Annotated in this window: 21 protein-coding genes; 17 read left to right on the forward strand and 4 right to left on the reverse strand. The window is 61.4% G+C overall.

From position 1 onward, the window contains the following. Positions 1–222 precede the first annotated feature (222 nt). The 9 genes from parA to JQ621_RS23645 all read left to right on the forward strand — a co-directional run bounded on the left by parA (position 223) and on the right by JQ621_RS23645 (position 7,800). Positions 223–861 (forward strand): ParA family partition ATPase, encoded by a 639-nt coding sequence (gene parA / locus JQ621_RS23605; protein ID WP_006022606.1) that lies wholly within the window; start codon positions 223–225, stop codon positions 859–861. Then, on the forward strand, positions 858–1,112 hold the full coding sequence (locus JQ621_RS23610) for a hypothetical protein (RefSeq protein WP_006022605.1): 255 nt from the start codon (positions 858–860) through the stop codon (positions 1,110–1,112). The genes parA and JQ621_RS23610 overlap by 4 nt, the downstream gene beginning before the upstream one ends. Then, complete coding sequence (locus JQ621_RS23615) at positions 1,109–1,630, forward strand: DUF2840 domain-containing protein (protein WP_006022604.1); 522 nt, start codon at positions 1,109–1,111, stop codon at positions 1,628–1,630. The genes JQ621_RS23610 and JQ621_RS23615 overlap by 4 nt, the downstream gene beginning before the upstream one ends. Further along, positions 1,627–2,172 carry a S26 family signal peptidase gene (locus JQ621_RS23620; RefSeq protein WP_006022603.1) on the forward strand — a complete coding sequence of 182 codons (546 nt, stop codon included), beginning with the start codon at positions 1,627–1,629 and terminating at the stop codon, positions 2,170–2,172. Before JQ621_RS23615 ends, JQ621_RS23620 begins: the two co-directional genes overlap by 4 nt. 70 nt (positions 2,173–2,242) lie before the next feature. Beyond that, on the forward strand, positions 2,243–2,590 hold the full coding sequence (locus JQ621_RS23625) for a DUF736 domain-containing protein (RefSeq protein WP_006022602.1): 348 nt from the start codon (positions 2,243–2,245) through the stop codon (positions 2,588–2,590). Between the two features lie 3 nt (positions 2,591–2,593). After that, entirely contained in the window at positions 2,594–3,367 is a 774-nt protein-coding gene (locus JQ621_RS23630) for a lytic transglycosylase domain-containing protein (RefSeq protein ID WP_006022601.1), read from the forward strand. 244 nt (positions 3,368–3,611) lie between these two features. Then, a complete protein-coding gene (locus tag JQ621_RS23635) occupies positions 3,612–5,351 on the forward strand; it encodes a relaxase/mobilization nuclease domain-containing protein (protein WP_033965849.1) in 1,740 nt (579 codons plus the stop codon). A 24-nt stretch (positions 5,352–5,375) separates the two neighbouring features. Beyond that, entirely contained in the window at positions 5,376–7,364 is a 1,989-nt protein-coding gene (locus JQ621_RS23640; RefSeq protein WP_006022599.1) for a conjugal transfer protein TraG, read from the forward strand. Between the two features lie 7 nt (positions 7,365–7,371). Then, complete coding sequence (locus JQ621_RS23645) at positions 7,372–7,800, forward strand: hypothetical protein (protein ID WP_006022598.1); 429 nt, start codon at positions 7,372–7,374, stop codon at positions 7,798–7,800. Positions 7,801–7,881: 81 nt separating this feature from the next. Here JQ621_RS23645 and JQ621_RS23650 read toward each other — a convergent pair whose 3' ends face one another. The 3 genes from JQ621_RS23650 to JQ621_RS23660 form a co-directional block, all read right to left on the reverse strand. After that, positions 7,882–8,520, reverse strand: a complete 639-nt coding sequence (locus tag JQ621_RS23650; protein ID WP_006022597.1) for a response regulator transcription factor — start codon at positions 8,518–8,520, stop codon at positions 7,882–7,884. Further along, positions 8,517–9,536, reverse strand: a complete 1,020-nt coding sequence (locus tag JQ621_RS23655) for a sensor histidine kinase (protein WP_197057830.1) — start codon at positions 9,534–9,536, stop codon at positions 8,517–8,519. Before JQ621_RS23655 ends, JQ621_RS23650 begins: the two co-directional genes overlap by 4 nt. A 165-nt stretch (positions 9,537–9,701) precedes the next feature. Next, positions 9,702–9,980 carry a metal/formaldehyde-sensitive transcriptional repressor gene (locus JQ621_RS23660; protein ID WP_006022595.1) on the reverse strand — a complete coding sequence of 93 codons (279 nt, stop codon included), beginning with the start codon at positions 9,978–9,980 and terminating at the stop codon, positions 9,702–9,704. Positions 9,981–10,320: 340 nt separating this feature from the next. On the opposite strand from JQ621_RS23660, the gene JQ621_RS23665 reads away from it, so the two are divergent. The 5 genes from JQ621_RS23665 to JQ621_RS23685 all read left to right on the forward strand — a co-directional run bounded on the left by JQ621_RS23665 (position 10,321) and on the right by JQ621_RS23685 (position 13,973). Beyond that, entirely contained in the window at positions 10,321–10,536 is a 216-nt protein-coding gene (locus JQ621_RS23665; protein ID WP_006022594.1) for a hypothetical protein, read from the forward strand. Between the two features lie 77 nt (positions 10,537–10,613). Beyond that, complete coding sequence (hisE, locus tag JQ621_RS23670; protein WP_006022593.1) at positions 10,614–11,132, forward strand: phosphoribosyl-ATP diphosphatase; 519 nt, start codon at positions 10,614–10,616, stop codon at positions 11,130–11,132. A gap of 32 nt (positions 11,133–11,164) precedes the next feature. Beyond that, on the forward strand, positions 11,165–11,536 hold the full coding sequence (locus JQ621_RS23675; protein ID WP_242443339.1) for an SLOG family protein: 372 nt from the start codon (positions 11,165–11,167) through the stop codon (positions 11,534–11,536). Positions 11,537–11,582: 46 nt separating this feature from the next. Then, on the forward strand, positions 11,583–13,349 hold the full coding sequence (locus JQ621_RS23680; RefSeq protein WP_006022591.1) for an NRAMP family divalent metal transporter: 1,767 nt from the start codon (positions 11,583–11,585) through the stop codon (positions 13,347–13,349). Positions 13,350–13,520: 171 nt separating this feature from the next. After that, a complete protein-coding gene (locus tag JQ621_RS23685) occupies positions 13,521–13,973 on the forward strand; it encodes a hypothetical protein (RefSeq protein WP_006022590.1) in 453 nt (150 codons plus the stop codon). Positions 13,974–14,335: 362 nt separating this feature from the next. On the opposite strand, the gene JQ621_RS23690 is transcribed toward JQ621_RS23685, so the two are convergent. Continuing rightward, on the reverse strand, positions 14,336–14,542 hold the full coding sequence (locus JQ621_RS23690) for a hypothetical protein (RefSeq protein WP_006022588.1): 207 nt from the start codon (positions 14,540–14,542) through the stop codon (positions 14,336–14,338). A 373-nt stretch (positions 14,543–14,915) separates the two neighbouring features. Here JQ621_RS23690 and trbB point away from each other — a divergent pair, with 373 nt between their 5' ends. Genes trbB through JQ621_RS23705 form a run of 3 tightly spaced genes read left to right on the forward strand, consistent with a single transcriptional unit; the run spans position 14,916 to position 16,542 of the window. Further along, positions 14,916–15,932 carry a P-type conjugative transfer ATPase TrbB gene (gene trbB, locus JQ621_RS23695; protein ID WP_024343194.1) on the forward strand — a complete coding sequence of 339 codons (1,017 nt, stop codon included), beginning with the start codon at positions 14,916–14,918 and terminating at the stop codon, positions 15,930–15,932. After that, the gene (locus tag JQ621_RS23700; RefSeq protein WP_006022586.1) at positions 15,929–16,261 is read left to right on the forward strand and encodes a TrbC/VirB2 family type IV secretion system protein; all 333 of its coding nucleotides are present in this window, start codon (positions 15,929–15,931) and stop codon (positions 16,259–16,261) included. Before trbB ends, JQ621_RS23700 begins: the two co-directional genes overlap by 4 nt. Next, the gene (locus JQ621_RS23705) at positions 16,261–16,542 is read left to right on the forward strand and encodes a VirB3 family type IV secretion system protein (RefSeq protein ID WP_006022585.1); all 282 of its coding nucleotides are present in this window, start codon (positions 16,261–16,263) and stop codon (positions 16,540–16,542) included. The genes JQ621_RS23700 and JQ621_RS23705 overlap by 1 nt, the downstream gene beginning before the upstream one ends. The last annotated feature ends 8 nt before the right edge of the window (positions 16,543–16,550 follow it).

Genomic DNA, 16,550 nt, shown 5'->3' on the forward strand with positions numbered 1-16,550 from the left:
CCAAACACATGGACTCAAATCCTTGCATCGACTCAGTTTTCCATCCGCGCCGATTCACCGAACACGGCACACCGACAACCTCGTCCGGCAGGCCGCGAACGCGCTAAGCGCCGCTGGCAAGCGGCGCACCAGCAGCGCCGCTCTTACCAACGCTGGCGCGGCGAGAAACGGGACCTCCGGCCCTCCGCAGCTTCCCTTCGGTCCACGCCCGGGAGGCCGCCGATGATCGTGGCCTTCCTCAACCAGAAGGGCGGCGTCGGCAAGACGACGCTGGCGCTGCACCTAGCCGGCGAATGGGCCGGTAGGGGAAAGCGGGTCACGCTCGTCGATGCGGACCCCCAGGGTTCGGCGCTCGACTGGTCGCAGCAACGCGCCCGCGAGCACGCGCCGCGCCTGTTCGGCGTCGTCGGCCTGGCGCGCGACACGCTCCACCGTGAGGCGCCCGAGCTGGCGCGCGATGTCGATCATGTGGTGATCGACGGGCCGCCGCGCGTCGCCGGGCTGATGCGATCCGCGCTGCTCGCCGCCGACCTCGTGCTGATCCCCGTGCAGCCGTCGCCGCTCGATGGTTGGGCCTCGGCCGAGATGCTGGCGCTCCTGTCGGAGGCGCGCATCTATCGGCCGGAGCTTCGCGCTCGCTTCGTCCTCAATCGCTGCGGCGCGCGCACCGTGATCGCCCGCGAGACGGCCGAGACGCTCGCCGACCACGATCCGCCAGTGCTGCGCACGGCGATCGGACAGCGCGTCATCTACGCCGACGCCGCGCAATCGGGCCGGCTCGCTTTCGAGATCGACGACGACGGACCCGCCGCGCGCGAGATCGCGGCGCTCGTCACCGAGCTCGAAAGGATCTCACCATGAGCGAGCGATCCGAACGGCGCGGCTTTGCGGCACGTCCGACCAATCAAGAGGCCTGGATCAAGGCCGCAGATGCCACCGCGCCGCGCGCGCCGGACGATGAAGCCTTCACCGCCCGCATGACGATCGACGTCACGCCCGCCTTACGTGGACGGATCAAGATCGCTGCCTTCCGGCGCGGCGTTACCGTTGCCGACATGCTGCGCGAGATGCTCGCGCGCGAATTCCCACACATCGAAGGAGACCCCTCATGACCGGCGCCGCGGCCCCCCGCGCGCGCGGCGGCCCGACGCCGACCGCACGCCACCAAGACAATCTCACCCATGTCGAACTGACCTGGGTTGAGAAGAAGATCGAGAACTGGATCCGCTTCGGCACGCACGCCCACGAACAGATTCTCGATCGCCGTCGGCGTGTCCTGTCTTTTCGCCCCGGCGCGGTCTTCGCCTTCGTGCGCTGGGCCTCGAATGACTTCGGAACGATCATCTCGCGCATCGACGTCGTGCGCTCGGTTGCGCGCGGCGAGACGTACCAGACGCTGCCTTTCGTTCGTCCTGGCGGCGAAATCCTGCTGAAGGTCGAGAGCTGGCCCAGGGTCGAGCGCGTGCTGCAGGCGATCGACGCCATCGAGCGCATCGGCATCGATCCCGAAGCGGTTTCGCCCGATCATTGGCGTCACGTCCACAACCGGCTCGCTGCTGGACACGAGCCGCGCACCTACACGCTCGACCATCATCGCGCATTCCTGCTGCGCCGAAAGGCCGAGTCGTGAGCCGCGCCGGACTTCTCCTGGCGACGACGCTCGCCGCGCTCAGCGTCGGCTATCCCGGCCTCACGCCGATGCCCATCAAGCTGATCTGGAACGCATCGGCGAGCGCGCCCATCGGGTTCTATTCGATCGACTTCGACGGGCCGCTCGACGTTACCGATCTCGTTGCGGTCGATGCGCCCGAGCCGCTCGCGACATTCCTCGCCGAGCGCGGCTACCTGCCCAAGGGCGTGCCGCTGATGAAGCGCATCCTCGCCGTCTCCGGGCAGACCGTTTGCCGTTCGAACCTCACTATCACCGTCGATGGTGTGGAGGTCGGTGCGGCACTGGAGCGCGATCGCGCAGGCCGCGATCTTCCCGTCTGGCAAGGCTGCCGCCGGGTCCAGACTGGCGAAGTCTTCCTCATGAACTGGCAGGTCCGCGACAGCCTCGACGGCCGCTACTTCGGCCTGATCTCGACCGACCAGATCATCGGCCGTGCCGTCCCACTGTGGACCGATGAAGACGGCACCGGCCGCTTCGAATGGCGTGCGCCGACACGCTGACCGCCTTCCCATTCGGCGGGAGCGGTGCTCGCCGATGGCTGTCCCAATCCCCACCGCGAAGGAGACTGACATGCCCCAGATTGGCGAATTCACGCGCGACGAGACCGGCTTCGTCGGGCATCTGACGACGCTGGTTTTGAACCAGGACGTCATAATCATCGCAGCCGAACCGACCGAGGTTGAGAACGCACCGCAGTATCGCGTGCATGTCTTCGACGGCATGAACAATGAGCCGGGCGCGGAGATCGGCGCCGGATGGAAACGCTCCGGAGAGAAGGCCGGCGAATACGTCGCGCTGCTGATCGACGATCCGACATTCCCGCACCCGATCCGCGCCAACATGTTCCGCGACGACGATGGCGGCTCGGCCTGGTCGCTGCATTGGTCGCGTCCGCGCGATCGCGGCGAGAAGGACTGAGCGATGCTTGGCTCTCGTCAACCGAGGAGCCGTTCGATTGCGTCCGGGCCGCGCTGCGCTGCCCGGCGCATGGCTCTCCTCCTCCTTTCCGGCCTTAGCCTCGCGAGCATCATGCCGGCGATCACGATGGCGCAGGACTTGGGCGCCGATCGACCGTCGCCACGCGATCCCTATGGCGATCATATCGCCGAGGCTTCGCGGCGCTTCGGCGTTCCGATCGCATGGATCAGGGCGGTGATGCGTGCCGAAAGTGCAGGCGATCCACGCGCCCTTTCGCCGAAGGGCGCGATGGGCCTGATGCAGATCATGCCGCCCACTTGGGCAGGCTTGCGCCTTCGCCACCGTCTCGGCGCTGATCCTTATGATCCGCATGACAACATCATCGCCGGCGCCGGCTACATCCGCGAGCTGTTCGATCGCTACGGATCGCCCGGCTGGATCGCGGCCTACAATGCCGGTCCTGGTCGTTACGAGGACTCGCTGAAGGGCCGGGCGCTGCCCGCGGAAACGCGCGCCTATGTCGCCATCGTCGCGCCGTCGGTGACCAGCGGCGATGCGACTTGGCCGATCGTGGCCGCCGCGGCCGATGCACTCGCCTGGACACGCGCGCCGCTGTTCATCGCGCAAGCTGAGCGCATATCGATACCCGTTCCCGTACCGGCCGAGCGCGCTTCCGATGCCGCGATGACGACATCGTCCGTGCGCGATGTTTCCGCCATCGAGCCGCAGTCGGGCGGGCTGTTTGTCCCGCGTTCGGGCCAAAGGAATGCGCCATGAGCAGCCCGGTTCCTGATCGCACGATAGCGTGCTCAAGCGCGTCATGGTGTGCGTTGAGGGTAGAGGCAGGCAACACGACCGGACGATGGCAGGATAAAAGGCCGCGAGGTGCGGCTTGGGTCGGTTGTGGTTTTTCAATAGGTTATGAGGCGATTTCGCGATGTGCGGGATTTCCCCGCACCTCACGACTACGCCGATTTTCCTGCGATTTCCTGTGCTTGGCGCGATGTGCGAGGCATCAGCCATGACCGGCGACAGTGATTTCCGCATCCGGCCGGGCCGCATCCGCTCGACCCGTGCGCAGCAGGCTCGTCCCTTCATCGCGCAGGCTCTCGCCGCGGCGAAGAAGGCCGGGGCCGGCGTCTCACGCTCCGGCCGGATCGTGTCCGGCAACCGCTCGCGCTTCGGGCGGGGCCAGCGTGCGAGCATCCAGGCGAACCGGCTGCTCACCGCGCGAACGCGCGGCGCTGTCATCAAGGCGCGCGTCGTGCGCCAGACATCGCGCTCGGCGCCGCTCGCGACCCACCTCAATTATCTGCGCCGCGAAGGCGTGACCCGCGATGGGGAGAAGGCCCATCTCTTCGGTCCCGGGGGCGACGACGCCGATCCGAAGGCCTTTGCGGAACGGTGCCAGGACGACCGCCACCATTTCCGGTTCATCGTCTCGCCCGACGATGCGCCCGACATGGCCGACCTGCGGTCCTTCACCCGCGATCTCGTCACGCAGATGGAAAAGGATCTCGACACCCGCCTCGATTGGGTGGCGGTCGACCACTGGAACACCGAGCATCCCCATGTCCACCTGATCGTGCGCGGGGTCCGTGACGACGGGCAGGACCTCGTCATCTCACGCGACTACATCAAGGAAGGAATGCGCGACCGCGCGCGTGACCTCATCACGCAGGAATTAGGGCCGCGCACCGACCTCGACATCCAGCGCAGCCTGAAACGCCAGGTCGATGCCGAGCGCTTCACGCAGCTTGACCGCCAGCTTATCCGCGATGGCCATGCCACGGGCGTCATCGAGACGGCGATCGATCCGAACGTCCGGCTCGACGAATTTCATGCGCTGAAGGTCGGACGGCTCCGCAAGCTGGAAACACTCGGCCTCGCCGAGCAGGTCGGCCCCGGTCAATGGGCGATCGACACGAAGGCCGAGGCGACTCTGCGTGAACTCGGCGAGCGCGGCGACATCATCAAACGCATGCACCGGGCTTTGACGGATCGCGGCATCGAACGCGGCTCGGCGGGCTATGTGCTCGCGGCCGAAAGCCTCGATGCGCCCGTGATCGGCCGATTGGTCGATCGCGGTCTTGATGACGAGCTGAAGGGCTCCGCCTACGCCGTGGTCGACGGCGTCGACGGCCGCACCCATCACATCAAGCTGCCCGATCTCGAAGCCGCCGGTGACAGCGCGGCGGGTTCGATCGTCGAGTTGCGTGCGTTCGATGATGCACAGGGACAGCGCCGGGTCGCAATCGCCGTCCGCTCCGATCTCGATATCGATCGTCAGGTCACGGCAACCGGCGCGACTTGGCTCGATCGGCAGAACATCGCGCGCGAACCTGCCGCCCTGTCCGAGGCCGGCTTCGGCGCCGAGGTACGGCAGGCGCTGGATCGACGCGCGGATCATCTGGTCGGACAGGGCTTCGGCGAGCGACACGGCCAGCGTGTCACCTTCAATCGCGGGCTGATCGACACGCTGCGCCGTCGCGAGCTGGAAGCGGCCGGCGAAAAACTCTCCGCCGAAACAGGCCAGCCGTTCAATCGCGCGGGAAGCGGCGAGTATGTTGCCGGCACCTACCGCCAGCGTTTGGCACTCGCCTCCGGCCGCTTTGCCATGCTGGACGACGGCCTCGGCTTCCAACTCGTGCCCTGGTCACCCTCTCTGGAAAAGCACCTCGGCAAGCATGTTTCCGGCGTCGCCCGCGATGATGGCGGCATCGACTGGAGCTTTGGCCGCAAACGAGGGCTCGGCCTCTAACCTCTCTCCGAAAGGACCGTTCCAATGTCCGCCACGAAGATCCTATGGGGCCAGATCCTCACCGTTTTCCTGATCGTCCTCGCCACCACTTGGGGCGCAACGGAATGGGTGGCTTGGCGATTGGCGTTCCAGCCGGAGTTGGGCGCGCCGTGGTTCACGCTGTTCGGCTTTCCTTTCTATCTGCCACCCTCCTTCTTCTGGTGGTGGTACGGCTTCGACGCCTACGCACCCGCGATCTTCGTCGAAGGCGCTTTCATCGCGGCGTCCGGTGGCTTCATCTCGATCGCCGTCGCCATCGGCATGTCGGTCTGGCGTGCACGCGAGGCCAAGAAGGTCGAGACCTATGGCTCGGCGCGTTGGGCCGAGAAGAAGGAGGTGGAGACGGCCGGCCTTCTCGGTCCCGATGGTGTCGTGCTGGGACGCTACGAGCACGCTTATCTGCGCCATGATGGGCCTGAACATGTTCTGTGCTTCGCGCCCACCCGAAGCGGCAAGGGTGTTGGCCTCGTTGTGCCCTCGCTGTTGACCTGGCCGGGCTCGGCGATTGTTCACGACATCAAGGGCGAGAACTGGCAGCTCACCGCCGGCTTCCGCGCCAGGCACGGCCGCGTGCTGCTCTTTGACCCGACCAACACAAAATCCGCTGCCTACAATCCTCTGCTCGAGGTGCGCCGCGGCGAATGGGAGGTTCGCGACGTCCAGAACATCGCCGACATCCTGGTCGACCCAGAAGGGTCGTTGGACAAGCGGAACCATTGGGAAAAGACGAGCCATGCGCTGCTAGTCGGCGCGATCCTCCACGTCCTCTATGCGGAAAAGGACAAGACTCTGGCCGGCGTCGCGGCGTTCCTCTCTGATCCGAAGCGACCAATTGAATCCACCCTCGATGCGATGATGAAGACGGCGCATCTCGGCGACGCCGGACCGCATCCCGTGATCGCCAGCGCCGCACGCGAGCTCCTCAACAAATCCGACAACGAACGCTCAGGCGTGCTCTCTACCGCCATGTCGTTCCTGGGACTCTATCGCGATCCCGTCGTCGCCGAAGTGACGCGGCGCTGTGACTGGCGGATCTCCGATATCGTGGGCGGAAAATACCCGGCAACACTCTATCTCGTCGTGCCACCATCCGACATCAACCGCACCAAACCGCTTATCCGACTGATCCTCAATCAAATCGGCCGACGCCTGACCGAGGATCTGCAAGCAAAGGGCGAACGCCATCGTCTCCTGCTGATGTTGGACGAGTTTCCGGCGCTGGGGAGGCTCGACTTCTTTGAGTCAGCACTGGCCTTCATGGCCGGCTACGGTCTGAAGAGCTTCCTGATCGCGCAATCCCTAAACCAGATCGAAAAGGCCTACGGGGCGAACAATTCGATCCTCGACAATTGCCATGTGCGCGTCAGCTTCGCGACCAACGACGAGCGTACCGCCAAGCGCGTTTCGGACGCCCTCGGCACCGCCACCGAGATGAAGGCCATGAAGAACTATGCCGGCCACCGGCTGTCCCCCTGGCTTGGCCATCTGATGGTTTCGCGCTCGGAAACAGCTCGGCCACTGCTCACACCTGGCGAAATCATGCAGCTCCCTCCCACCGACGAGATCGTCATGGCGGCGGGCACGCCGCCGATTCGTGCGAAGAAGGCGCGCTATTACGAGGATGCTCGGTTCAAGGAACGCCTGCTGCCGCCGCCCGCGCTCACAACGTCGCAGCAAGGACAGCCCGACGATTGGACCACGCACCAGTTGCCAGCCCGACCACAGATTGCCGAGGCCACCTTGCTAGCGCAGCCCGCCGATGAAGATCCAACCGAGTCGGAACGCCGCCAGCAACCGGAACTCAATCGGGTGAACCCCGTCGAGAAGAAAGTGCCAATCGACAACCCGTTCGAGATCGATACCGATCGGGACGAGTCTGACGACGATGCCGTGCGCACCAGCCGTATGAACCGGCTCATGCAGGGCGTCGCGCGCCAGGTCTCGCTCGACCCCGGTGACGGCATGGAGCTGTGAGACGCCCGTGACGAAACCACCCCGCAAGCAACGCCTCTCCGTCTATCTCGACCCCTCTGTCATGAACCGGCTCGCAGATCACGCCGCGCGCCGCGACCATTCGCGATCGTTGGTCGCGGAGGCGGCGATCGAGTCATTCCTCTCACCCGATGCCGCCGAACGCCAGGAGGCCGTCATCACGAAACGCCTCGACCAGCTCGACCGACGCATGTCGCGGATGGAGCGCGATATCGGAATATCGGTCGAGATGCTCGCAGTCTTCGTGCGCTTCTGGGTGACCACCACACCGAGTTTGCCAGAACCTGCTGCGCAGGCCGCGCGCGCCAAAGCTGGCGAACGCTATGATCAGTTTGTCACAGCTCTCGGCCGCCGTCTCGCGAAGGGCCCGAAGCTTCATCAGGAGATTTCTGAGGACGTTGATGGCGAGGCAGAATAGCTCGTCAGATCGCGCACGCTCCTGCGTGAGCCCAAGCTGCTCTCCAAGGCCGCATTGAAGTCAGCAATAATCGACTGCCTCTCAATCCCTTATTCTTTCCAATCTCTCGGACATCCGCCCGAGTTCAAGCAAGGATGCCGCCTCCATCTTCCGCATGATCTGCGCCCGACACACCTTCACCGTGATTTCGCTGAGTGCAAACTTCGCAGCAATTTGCTTTGTGAGTTTTCCATCAAGTATCATGTCCATAACTTGGCGCTCGCGAACAGAAAGCGAATCGTACCGCGCGCGAAGATCAGCTGTCATTGTCTTCTCGTTTCGTCGGATTTGCGAAGTCTGGAGACCGAGATAGATCGCATCAAGTAGGTCTTGGTCCCTAAACGGCTTGGTCAGAAATTCGATCGCGCCAAACTTCATAGCCCGGACCGACATCGGGATATCCCCGTGCGCCGTAATGAACACGACCGGGATCTCCACACGCGTTCTGAAAAGCTCTTGTTGGAAATCCAAGCCGTTCTGACCCGGCATTCTAACGTCCAATACCAAGCAAATCGGCGTATCAGGAATCGACCACGCCAAAAACTCGTGCGTAGACGCAAAGGTGTGAATATCAAGTCCGACAGAACTCAGGAGATTTCTGAGCGCTTCACGCACGGAAAGATCATCGTCGACGACGGCTACCGTGCCGCCCACAACGACGGGCTGTTTCGACTGTCTCATAGTATTTTCTCCCTGTCGCCAGGCAGAGTAAAACAAAAGGTAGCGCCGCGCGGATTGGTCGGCTCAGCCCAAATATTACCGCCGTGAGATTCAATAATTGATCGGCATATTGAAAGTCCAATTCCCATGCCATCGCTCTTGGTGGAGTGAAAGGCATCGAAAAGATGCCTTACGAAGCCAGGATCGATACCGCCTCCCGTGTCTTCTATCGTGATCATCACGCCGGACGCGCTTGATTTAGCGGAGTTTATTCGAATCTCACGAACACTGCTCTGCAGCGTACCCATCGCATCTATCGCGTTCACGAGAAGGTTGAGTGCAACCTGTTGAAGTTGAATACGATCACCGAAGATCATGGGCAGATCACTCGACAGGTTCGTATAAACGGAAACTCGGCTTTCTCGGAAACGGCTTTGCAAAAGCCCCAGCACCTCTCTGATTACGACGTTGATCTCAATCCAGGACCTCTTTGGTTCTGCACGCATAGACAGCGCTTGGACGCGCTTGATGATTTCACTTGCTCGGTTTGCGTCGCTGACGATGCTATCTATCGAAGACGCGGCTTTTTCTAGGTTCGCGGGATCTCCGTGAATCCAGCGTGTACATGCATTGGCGTTGGTCACGATTGCGGCGAGCGGCTGATTGACCTCATGGGCGATTGAGGCAGCGATCTCGCCGAGAGTCGTGATCCGAGCGACGTGCGCAAGGCGGGTCTGCGCCTGTTCGGCCGCCACACGAGCGGTCTCCATCTTGACAGCGAGATAGGTCGTTGCCGCGATCGCCAGCAGGCTGATCGAGGTGTTGACGACTCCGGTTCCGAAGCTTCCACTCGGCGTCAGGATGTAGCTCGCGATCGTCAACGCGATGCATATTCCAGAGACCGTGCCCATGCCCCGCGTGTGGCTGAAGCGAGCCGACAATAGAACGACAATCACATAAAACGTCGCAGCGGATATCTCGTAAGGGGTTATGGTGTCGATGATGAAGATGCCGATAGTGAGGATGCCGATCAGCAAGGGAAGCGTTCCAGACCTAACGAGGCGCCATAGCCCATCGATGAACGTCAGTAGTTCCCTTGAACGGGTGCCGAGCGGGTATCGATGCGTCAAGTTTGCCTCGTGATCTATAGGATCGACGTGGGCAGGCTGATTGACTGGTGTTTTTTGTGGAGCCATCGCAGTTCACTTGATGTAGGTGTGCAAAACGTCGACTAATTCGAGCGCGGCATTACGTTCAGCTTCTGTGGGCGTGCGGTTCGCATCGACCATATGCGCTTGAATGTGCCCATTGACGACTTCGGCCATGATTCCGTTGATCGCACCGCGCGTGGCCGTGACTATCCGCATCACGTCGCCGCAACTCTCATCCGCGATGAGGGCCCGTTCAATCGCATCGACCTGACCTCGAAGGCGTCGGACCCTATTCAGCAGCTTCTGCTTCTCAGCCACCGCATGCGCCATCGCGTCCCTCCGCTATACCCGGGTATAGTTGTAATATACCCCCCAGAGTATATATGAATGTCGCGCGAAGTGAAGACCGGCAGGGTTGTTCGCGTCGTGGTCCAGTTCGTCGTGAATTGGATCCGGATTGGCACAGCAGAGGATCATATGAACCCGCGATCTAGCAACGACCCCTCGGAGGGAGATAGTAGGCGTCAGTCACCTGCTATCGACGCTCCGCTGGGTTGCATCATCGCTCGGGTCGGTTCTGCCGACGTAACTGCGCCAGCACTTCGACGCTGAGCACCGTCCGTCCAGGCCACCCGGGTTCGAGCAACTGCTTGAACAGACGGAGGTGGCCATGGCCGCTCATCTCAACATCGACACACGTCGGGCGCCACCGGTGGTCGCCCATGATGATATTCAATTCGCCGGGGTGTTTCCCGGCTTGAAATTGGGCGCTCGCAACTTGGCGAGACCAAAGCTTCTTGCCCATTGGCATCAGGAATCCGATGGCCGGCTGATTAGGGGCTGGCAATTGGAGACATCCGCCACTCTGAAGAATCCTGACGATTGATCATAGCGACACACGGCAATGCCGTGCGCAGCGTAGCGCTGCTGTTGGCAGCAAAGTTCAAACGAAGGGATTAACTAATGAATGCAGTGGTGGCTTTGCTGCCTGCGCGCCCCGCAGGCACTAATACGACTTGCGCGAATACTATCTTCGCCAACGATTTAGAGCAGCTCTACAACGCGCTGAATGATGTGACATTGACGGAGCATGCTCGCACGGCAGAGCTGATGAATGCCGGATTGCGGAAGATCTCGCAGAAGGTTGTCGAGGAGGCTGCCGAGGTCGCTCTCGAGGCGGTGAGGAAGCGGACCCAAAAGACGGTCAGCGAAAGTGCCGATCTTCTCTATCACTTGGTCGTTCTGTGGCACGCACTCAATATTGAACCCAGCGAAGTCTGGGCCGAGATGCGGCGCCGCGTGGAAAGCATGGGCATTGCCGAAAAGCTTCCTAAGCCGCGTCGGGGAACGACTGATCCCGCCCCGGTCAACGACAGCTCGGAAGGAAATCGCGTACCTGCGCCCTGCATCACCGCCAACTCGCGCGCACCAGCACCGTGTCCCGAAGAGCAGCCCGAAAGGACACGGCCATGCGCCTCCTAGTCTGTGGAGGACGTCACTTCGAGGACGCCGAGATGGTGCATCACGAACTAACTGCACTGCATTGGCGAAAGCCAATCAGCGTTGTGGTCCACGGCAGCATTGCAGGCGTCGGCATCATCGCTGAGGCGTGGGCGCGTCGCCATGGGATCGCTGTGGTGCGTTACCCGCCAAATTGGGAGTTTTACGGCAAGAAGGCCGAAGGGCTGCGCAGCGATTTCATGCTGACAGACAGCCGACCCGACTTTGTCGTGGCTTTCCCAGGGGGGCGCCACACCGCCGATCTCGTCCAACGGGCAATCAACGTCGGGCTCGCCGTGCTCGCCATTCCGCCCAACACGGCTGGAGCTTGCCCAGTCGCAAAGCATCCGCCGCAGCGGGGCCAGCCAACAACCGCTTCGCTCTGATCCAGTGAATTCACCCAAAAACGAGCAAAACTCAACGGAGTTTGAAATGTCCGATACCTCTGCGACATCGCTTGAACAAATCGAATTGGCCTCAAGCGCGCCCGCTGTCCTGGATAGCGCGCATATTGGCGACATCCACGGCGCGTTCGGCACCATCCGGCAGCACGACACCGGTGTACGAAAGACTTGGCGGGCTAGGCTGGCGACCTTGATGGCAATCGTCGGCCCGGGACTGATTGTCATGGTCGGCGACAATGATGCCGGCGCTTTTGGAACCTATACGCAGGCAGGTCAGAACTACGGCACCTCTCTGCTGTGGACGTTGATGCTCTTGATCCCGGTGATTTACGTGAATCAGGAGATGGTGTCACGGCTAGGTGCTGTGACGGGCGTTGGCCATGCACGACTGATATTCGAACGTTTCGGAAAGTTCTGGGGTGCCTTCAGCCTTATAGACCTAGTTCTTCTCAACGGACTAACCATTGTAACCGAGTTCATCGGCATCGTATTCGCACTCCAATATTTTGGTTTGCCAAGAGTTCCGGGACTGATTGTCGCGGCGGTGCTCATAGTGGCCGCCGTCAGCACCGGAAGTTTCAAGCGGTTTGAACGCTTCGCGATGGTTTTGGTCTTTGGCAGTCTGTTGCTAATACCTGTGCTCCTCGCCATCCATCCACCAATCGGTGAGATCGCCCATGGACTGCTCGTGCCGCAATGGCCCGCTCACTCCGACATGGCGGCAGTCATGCTGCTTGTCATTGGCATCGTTGGCACGACCGTCGCACCTTGGCAGCTCTTTTTCCAACAAAGCTATGTTGTCGATAAGCGGATCACGCCCGCCTTCAACGGCTACGAGAAAGTCGATCTTTGCCTCGGGATCCTCCTGGTAGTAATCGGCGCCGTTGCCATGATGGCGTTCTGTGCCGCATTGTTTGCCGGACGGCCGGAATTCGGCAATTTCACGGATACAGGTGCGGTGCTTACGGCGCTGGACAAATATGTGGGTCCATATTCGGCGACGATTTTTGCAATCGCTCTTTTGGATGCTTGCCTCATCGGCGCAGCAGCCGTCTCGCTCTCGACGTCTTATGCGATCGCCGACGTCCTCAGGGTGAGGCACTCATTGCATCGCAAAGTCACGGATGCCATCGGATTCTACGTTGCTTACGGGATTCTCATATTCATTGCCGCAGGCCTTGTTGCCTTCGCAAGTGATGCGCTGCTGGGCCTCTTTGTCAGTGCCGTGCAGGCTCTCGCTGGCGTGCTGCTACCAAGTGCCACGGTCTTCCTGCTCCTCCTTTGCAACGACAAGGCGGTTGTCGGCCCCTGGTCCAACGGTCCTAAGCTCAATGTATTCACCGGAGCAATAATCTGGTCCCTTGTGTTGCTCTCGATCATCCTCACCGTGGCGACCGTCTTCCCAGATGTGGCTGACAGCACAATTCTGAAAATACTGATTGGCGGCTCTTTGCTGGGGCTTTGCGGGTTCGTCTTTTCGTTCGCAGCACGCAAGCGTAGTTATGACGTGCCCGCTGCCGCATATGGCAACGATCAAGATCACCGCTTCGCCAAGATGACGATGCTCGAGCGCCGGAACTGGCGCATGCCGCCGCTTAATCGGCTGCCTGCCCTGCATATGACGTTGATGACGAAGGTCTGGATGGGCGTGCTACGCGGCTATCTTCTGATTGCTGTCGCGCTGATCGGCTTCAAGGTCTTCGTCGCCGCGACCGGCGTCGAGGTCAGCATCCCCCAGATCGGCGGAACGCCAACCAGCAACGACGCTGCTACAAGCAATACCGGCTCGAAGTAGCACGCAAGAAGGCGGGTGACGACGTTGACGCACGGGCGCGAGCACCGACATGTCCGCAATAGCCTCGCGGACGTTGCTATACCCCGCGTCGTCGCCTGCCAACCAAAACGAAAAGGAAACAATCTGAATAGACAAAACTCTTTTGTTCTAACTAGCTGATGGGGGCGCCTCATGTCTGAACAATTCAAGACTCTTCCCGAACGCATCCAGGCGCTTTCCGATGCAACTTCTTGTAGTTCTTTTTCGCTGACCTCAGTCGAGCAGACCAAGGGCTTTCAGATTATCGCTTTTGTCGACAGCTGTTTCGGCGATTCTCAATGCGAGATCGATGCTTGCGGATTGATCGCCGCTATGCTGATCGCTTTTGCCAAAGCGCGCAGCGATCCGTTCACGTTTCATTATTTTGCAACGCGTGCTCTCCATGACGGACTAGAACGTTGCATCGCTATCCTTGTCCAACGCGGCGAAAGGCTGCCCGTTGTCGCCTATGCGCTCATCGCAAATTATATCCGCTGGACGGCTCGACGCCGAGAGATGGCTTTAGCCGCGGCGTTTGAGCGTCTGCGCCTTTATCCGACACTTCCAAACATGTTGATCTGGCCGCCGAAGCGCACGCCAGGATAGCGTGCCAGCGCCTGAGATTCATCGAACAAAAAAAAGCCGTGGCAGATTTTCTCAAAGGAGACGCAAAACAATGAGTAATCAACTATCGCATTGGCCTCCGCCACTTCGGATCCGCCTTCTGCTTTTTGTGGTGTCTCGCATCGAACACTTTCTCCTCTTAAGGTGTCCGAAAGGTCGCATCAGGCGATTGGGATTGGCTTGGGTCGACCAGATTCATGCGCGCGTGCGCAAAAAGCTCAGCCGTGCAGAGCTACCCGAAACGCGTTGATGTTTCTTCCGCGTTCGATCGCGCGTCAAATAGCCTTGAATCAGCGCTGAATGGTGAGGAAGCCTACAAATCTCTTTCCGCGCCGATCGGTCCGTCACCGTGATCTATAATCGACGAGGGCTTCATTGCGCCGCGCCGGTGTTAAACTGTCAAGGAGGGCGTTGGCCTTCTCAATTACCTTGCTGCCGATCTCGCGCTGTTGCCCTTGATTGGCTTTTCGGGCGCCCTCGGCGAACACCGATTCCGCGGGGAGTACCGCCGCAGCAAATGCGGCGGCGGCCAAAACCGATCTAAGAAACATAGGCTACTCTACTCGGCTGGGGTTCATGGCTGCAAAGATGCTATCGTACGTACCGTCCCGTTCAGCCTAACGCCGTGCATGATCCCGATTAAGAAGGATCTCACCCCCCGGATGATCTCCGCGATCGAGGATGTCCATCACCTCCACAACAAATGCATTGAGCGGTCATTGTGCGAGGATCAGACGCTTGCGCAGAGCCGGTCAAGCTCCGCGAGCGTATTGGCGTATCGTGCGTCCGACACCGCCGTTCTCCTGTATTTGCACGCTACACTACTACGTCGATGAATCTTTGTTGAATCGCCCCGAAATCTGGCCCCTTTAATCATCCCCGTCTGGGGAAGGACTGTATCGGCCCCGATAGAAACGGGGCACTATGACAGCATCACACCACAATTCGGAAGGCCTCGCGCGCGGCGCAAGGATGCTGCGCACTGCGCTCGGTCCTGCAATCGCGCGCTATCTTGATGACGCCAGCATCGTCGAGGTGATGCTCAATCCCGATGGGCGCCTCTGGATCGACCGACTCTCCGAAGGACTTTCCGATACCGGTGAGCGGCTGTCACCAGCGGACGGCGAACGTATCGTTCGCTTGGTTGCGCACCATGTCGGAGCCGAGGTTCATGCTGGTGCTCCTCGGGTATCCGCAGAGTTGCCTGAAACCGGCGAGCGGTTCGAAGGCCTGCTGCCACCCGTCGTCGCTGCCCCCGCATTCGCGATCCGTAAGCCCGCTGTCGCGGTGTTCACGCTCGACGACTACGTCGCGGCCGGCATCATGTCAGCGACGCAGGCCGAGATACTCCGCCGGAGTGTCTCCTCACGCGCCAACATCCTCGTCGCCGGCGGGACATCCACCGGCAAGACGACGCTGACAAACGCGTTGCTCGCCGAAGTTGCGAAGACCGCCGATCGCGTCGTCCTCATCGAAGACACCCGCGAACTGCAATGCGCCGCGCCGAACCTCGTGGCGATGCGAACAAAAGATGGCGTTGCCTCACTTTCCGATCTCGTTCGCTCTTCGCTGCGTCTGCGGCCCGATCGCATACCCGTTGGCGAAGTGCGCGGCGCCGAAGCGCTCGAACTGCTCAAGGCCTGGGGCACCGGCCATCCTGGCGGGGTCGGCACCATCCACGCCGGCAGCGCGATCGGCGCACTGCGCCGCATGGAGCAGCTCATTCAGGAGGCAGTCGTCACGGTCCCGCGCGCATTGATCGCGGAAACGATCGACCTCGTTGCCGTCCTCTCCGGTCGCGGGTCCGCGCGGCGACTCTCCGAACTCTCGCGCGTCGAAGGCCTCGGTCTCGACGGCGACTACCGCATCGCGCCGGCCACCACGGATGGCGACGGCAGCTCGAGCTTGTTCGTCCCAGCACCTGAAGGAGAAAGCCTGTGATCCAACGCCTGCGGCGCGCGCGCCATCATCTCGTCTTGACCGTTTCCATCGCCACTCTGTCGGCGGTGATGGCAGCCCCCGCTCACGCTTCCGGTTCGTCGATGCCGTGGGAACAGCCTCTCCAACAGATCCTGCAGTCGATTGAAGGTCCCGTGGCGAAAATCATGGCGGTGATCATCATCATCGTTACCGGCCTGACGCTGGCCTTCGGCGATACCTCCGGCGGCTTCCGCAGGTTGATCCAGATCGTGTTTGGTCTCTCGATTGCCTTCGCCGCGTCGAGCTTCTTCCTGTCGTTCTTCTCGTTCGGCGGCGGGGCGCTGGTCTGATGACGGGCGCTGTCGATCAGGGCGGCGACGTCCCAGGCTATACCGTCCCCGTTCACCGGGCACTGACCGAGCCGATCCTGCTCGGCGGCGCCCCACGGGCTATCGCCATCATGAACGGGACGCTCGCTGGCGCGGTCGGCCTAGGGCTTCGCCTCTGGCTGGTGGGGATCGCGATCTGGGCGATCGGCCACGTCACCGCGGTGTGGGCTGCCAAGCGCGATCCGCTCTTCGTCGACGTTGTGCGCCGCCATCTGCGCGTCCCCGCACACCTTTCGGTCTGAGGGGAGCG

It is taken from the genome of Bradyrhizobium manausense (assembly GCF_018129685.1).
Classification (GTDB): Bacteria; Pseudomonadota; Alphaproteobacteria; order Rhizobiales; family Xanthobacteraceae; genus Bradyrhizobium; species Bradyrhizobium manausense_D.

Bases quoted from the DNA above. Each gene is read 5' to 3' on its own strand.
- parA (WP_006022606.1), top strand. From the start codon at position 223: ATGATCGTGGCCTTCCTCAACCAGAAGGGCGGCGTCGGCAAGACGACG.
- JQ621_RS23610 (WP_006022605.1), top strand. From the start codon at position 858: ATGAGCGAGCGATCCGAACGGCGCGGCTTTGCGGCACGTCCGACCAAT.
- JQ621_RS23615 (WP_006022604.1), top strand. From the start codon at position 1,109: ATGACCGGCGCCGCGGCCCCCCGCGCGCGCGGCGGCCCGACGCCGACC.
- JQ621_RS23625 (WP_006022602.1), top strand. From the start codon at position 2,243: ATGCCCCAGATTGGCGAATTCACGCGCGACGAGACCGGCTTCGTCGGG.
- JQ621_RS23630 (WP_006022601.1), top strand. From the start codon at position 2,594: ATGCTTGGCTCTCGTCAACCGAGGAGCCGTTCGATTGCGTCCGGGCCG.
- JQ621_RS23635 (WP_033965849.1), top strand. From the start codon at position 3,612: ATGACCGGCGACAGTGATTTCCGCATCCGGCCGGGCCGCATCCGCTCG.
- JQ621_RS23640 (WP_006022599.1), top strand. From the start codon at position 5,376: ATGTCCGCCACGAAGATCCTATGGGGCCAGATCCTCACCGTTTTCCTG.
- JQ621_RS23650 (WP_006022597.1), bottom strand. From the start codon at position 8,520: ATGAGACAGTCGAAACAGCCCGTCGTTGTGGGCGGCACGGTAGCCGTC.
- JQ621_RS23660 (WP_006022595.1), bottom strand. From the start codon at position 9,980: ATGGCGCATGCGGTGGCTGAGAAGCAGAAGCTGCTGAATAGGGTCCGA.
- JQ621_RS23665 (WP_006022594.1), top strand. From the start codon at position 10,321: ATGGCCGCTCATCTCAACATCGACACACGTCGGGCGCCACCGGTGGTC.
- hisE (WP_006022593.1), top strand. From the start codon at position 10,614: ATGAATGCAGTGGTGGCTTTGCTGCCTGCGCGCCCCGCAGGCACTAAT.
- JQ621_RS23675 (WP_242443339.1), top strand. From the start codon at position 11,165: ATGGTGCATCACGAACTAACTGCACTGCATTGGCGAAAGCCAATCAGC.
- JQ621_RS23680 (WP_006022591.1), top strand. From the start codon at position 11,583: ATGTCCGATACCTCTGCGACATCGCTTGAACAAATCGAATTGGCCTCA.
- JQ621_RS23685 (WP_006022590.1), top strand. From the start codon at position 13,521: ATGTCTGAACAATTCAAGACTCTTCCCGAACGCATCCAGGCGCTTTCC.
- JQ621_RS23690 (WP_006022588.1), bottom strand. From the start codon at position 14,542: ATGTTTCTTAGATCGGTTTTGGCCGCCGCCGCATTTGCTGCGGCGGTA.
- trbB (WP_024343194.1), top strand. From the start codon at position 14,916: ATGACAGCATCACACCACAATTCGGAAGGCCTCGCGCGCGGCGCAAGG.
- JQ621_RS23705 (WP_006022585.1), top strand. From the start codon at position 16,261: ATGACGGGCGCTGTCGATCAGGGCGGCGACGTCCCAGGCTATACCGTC.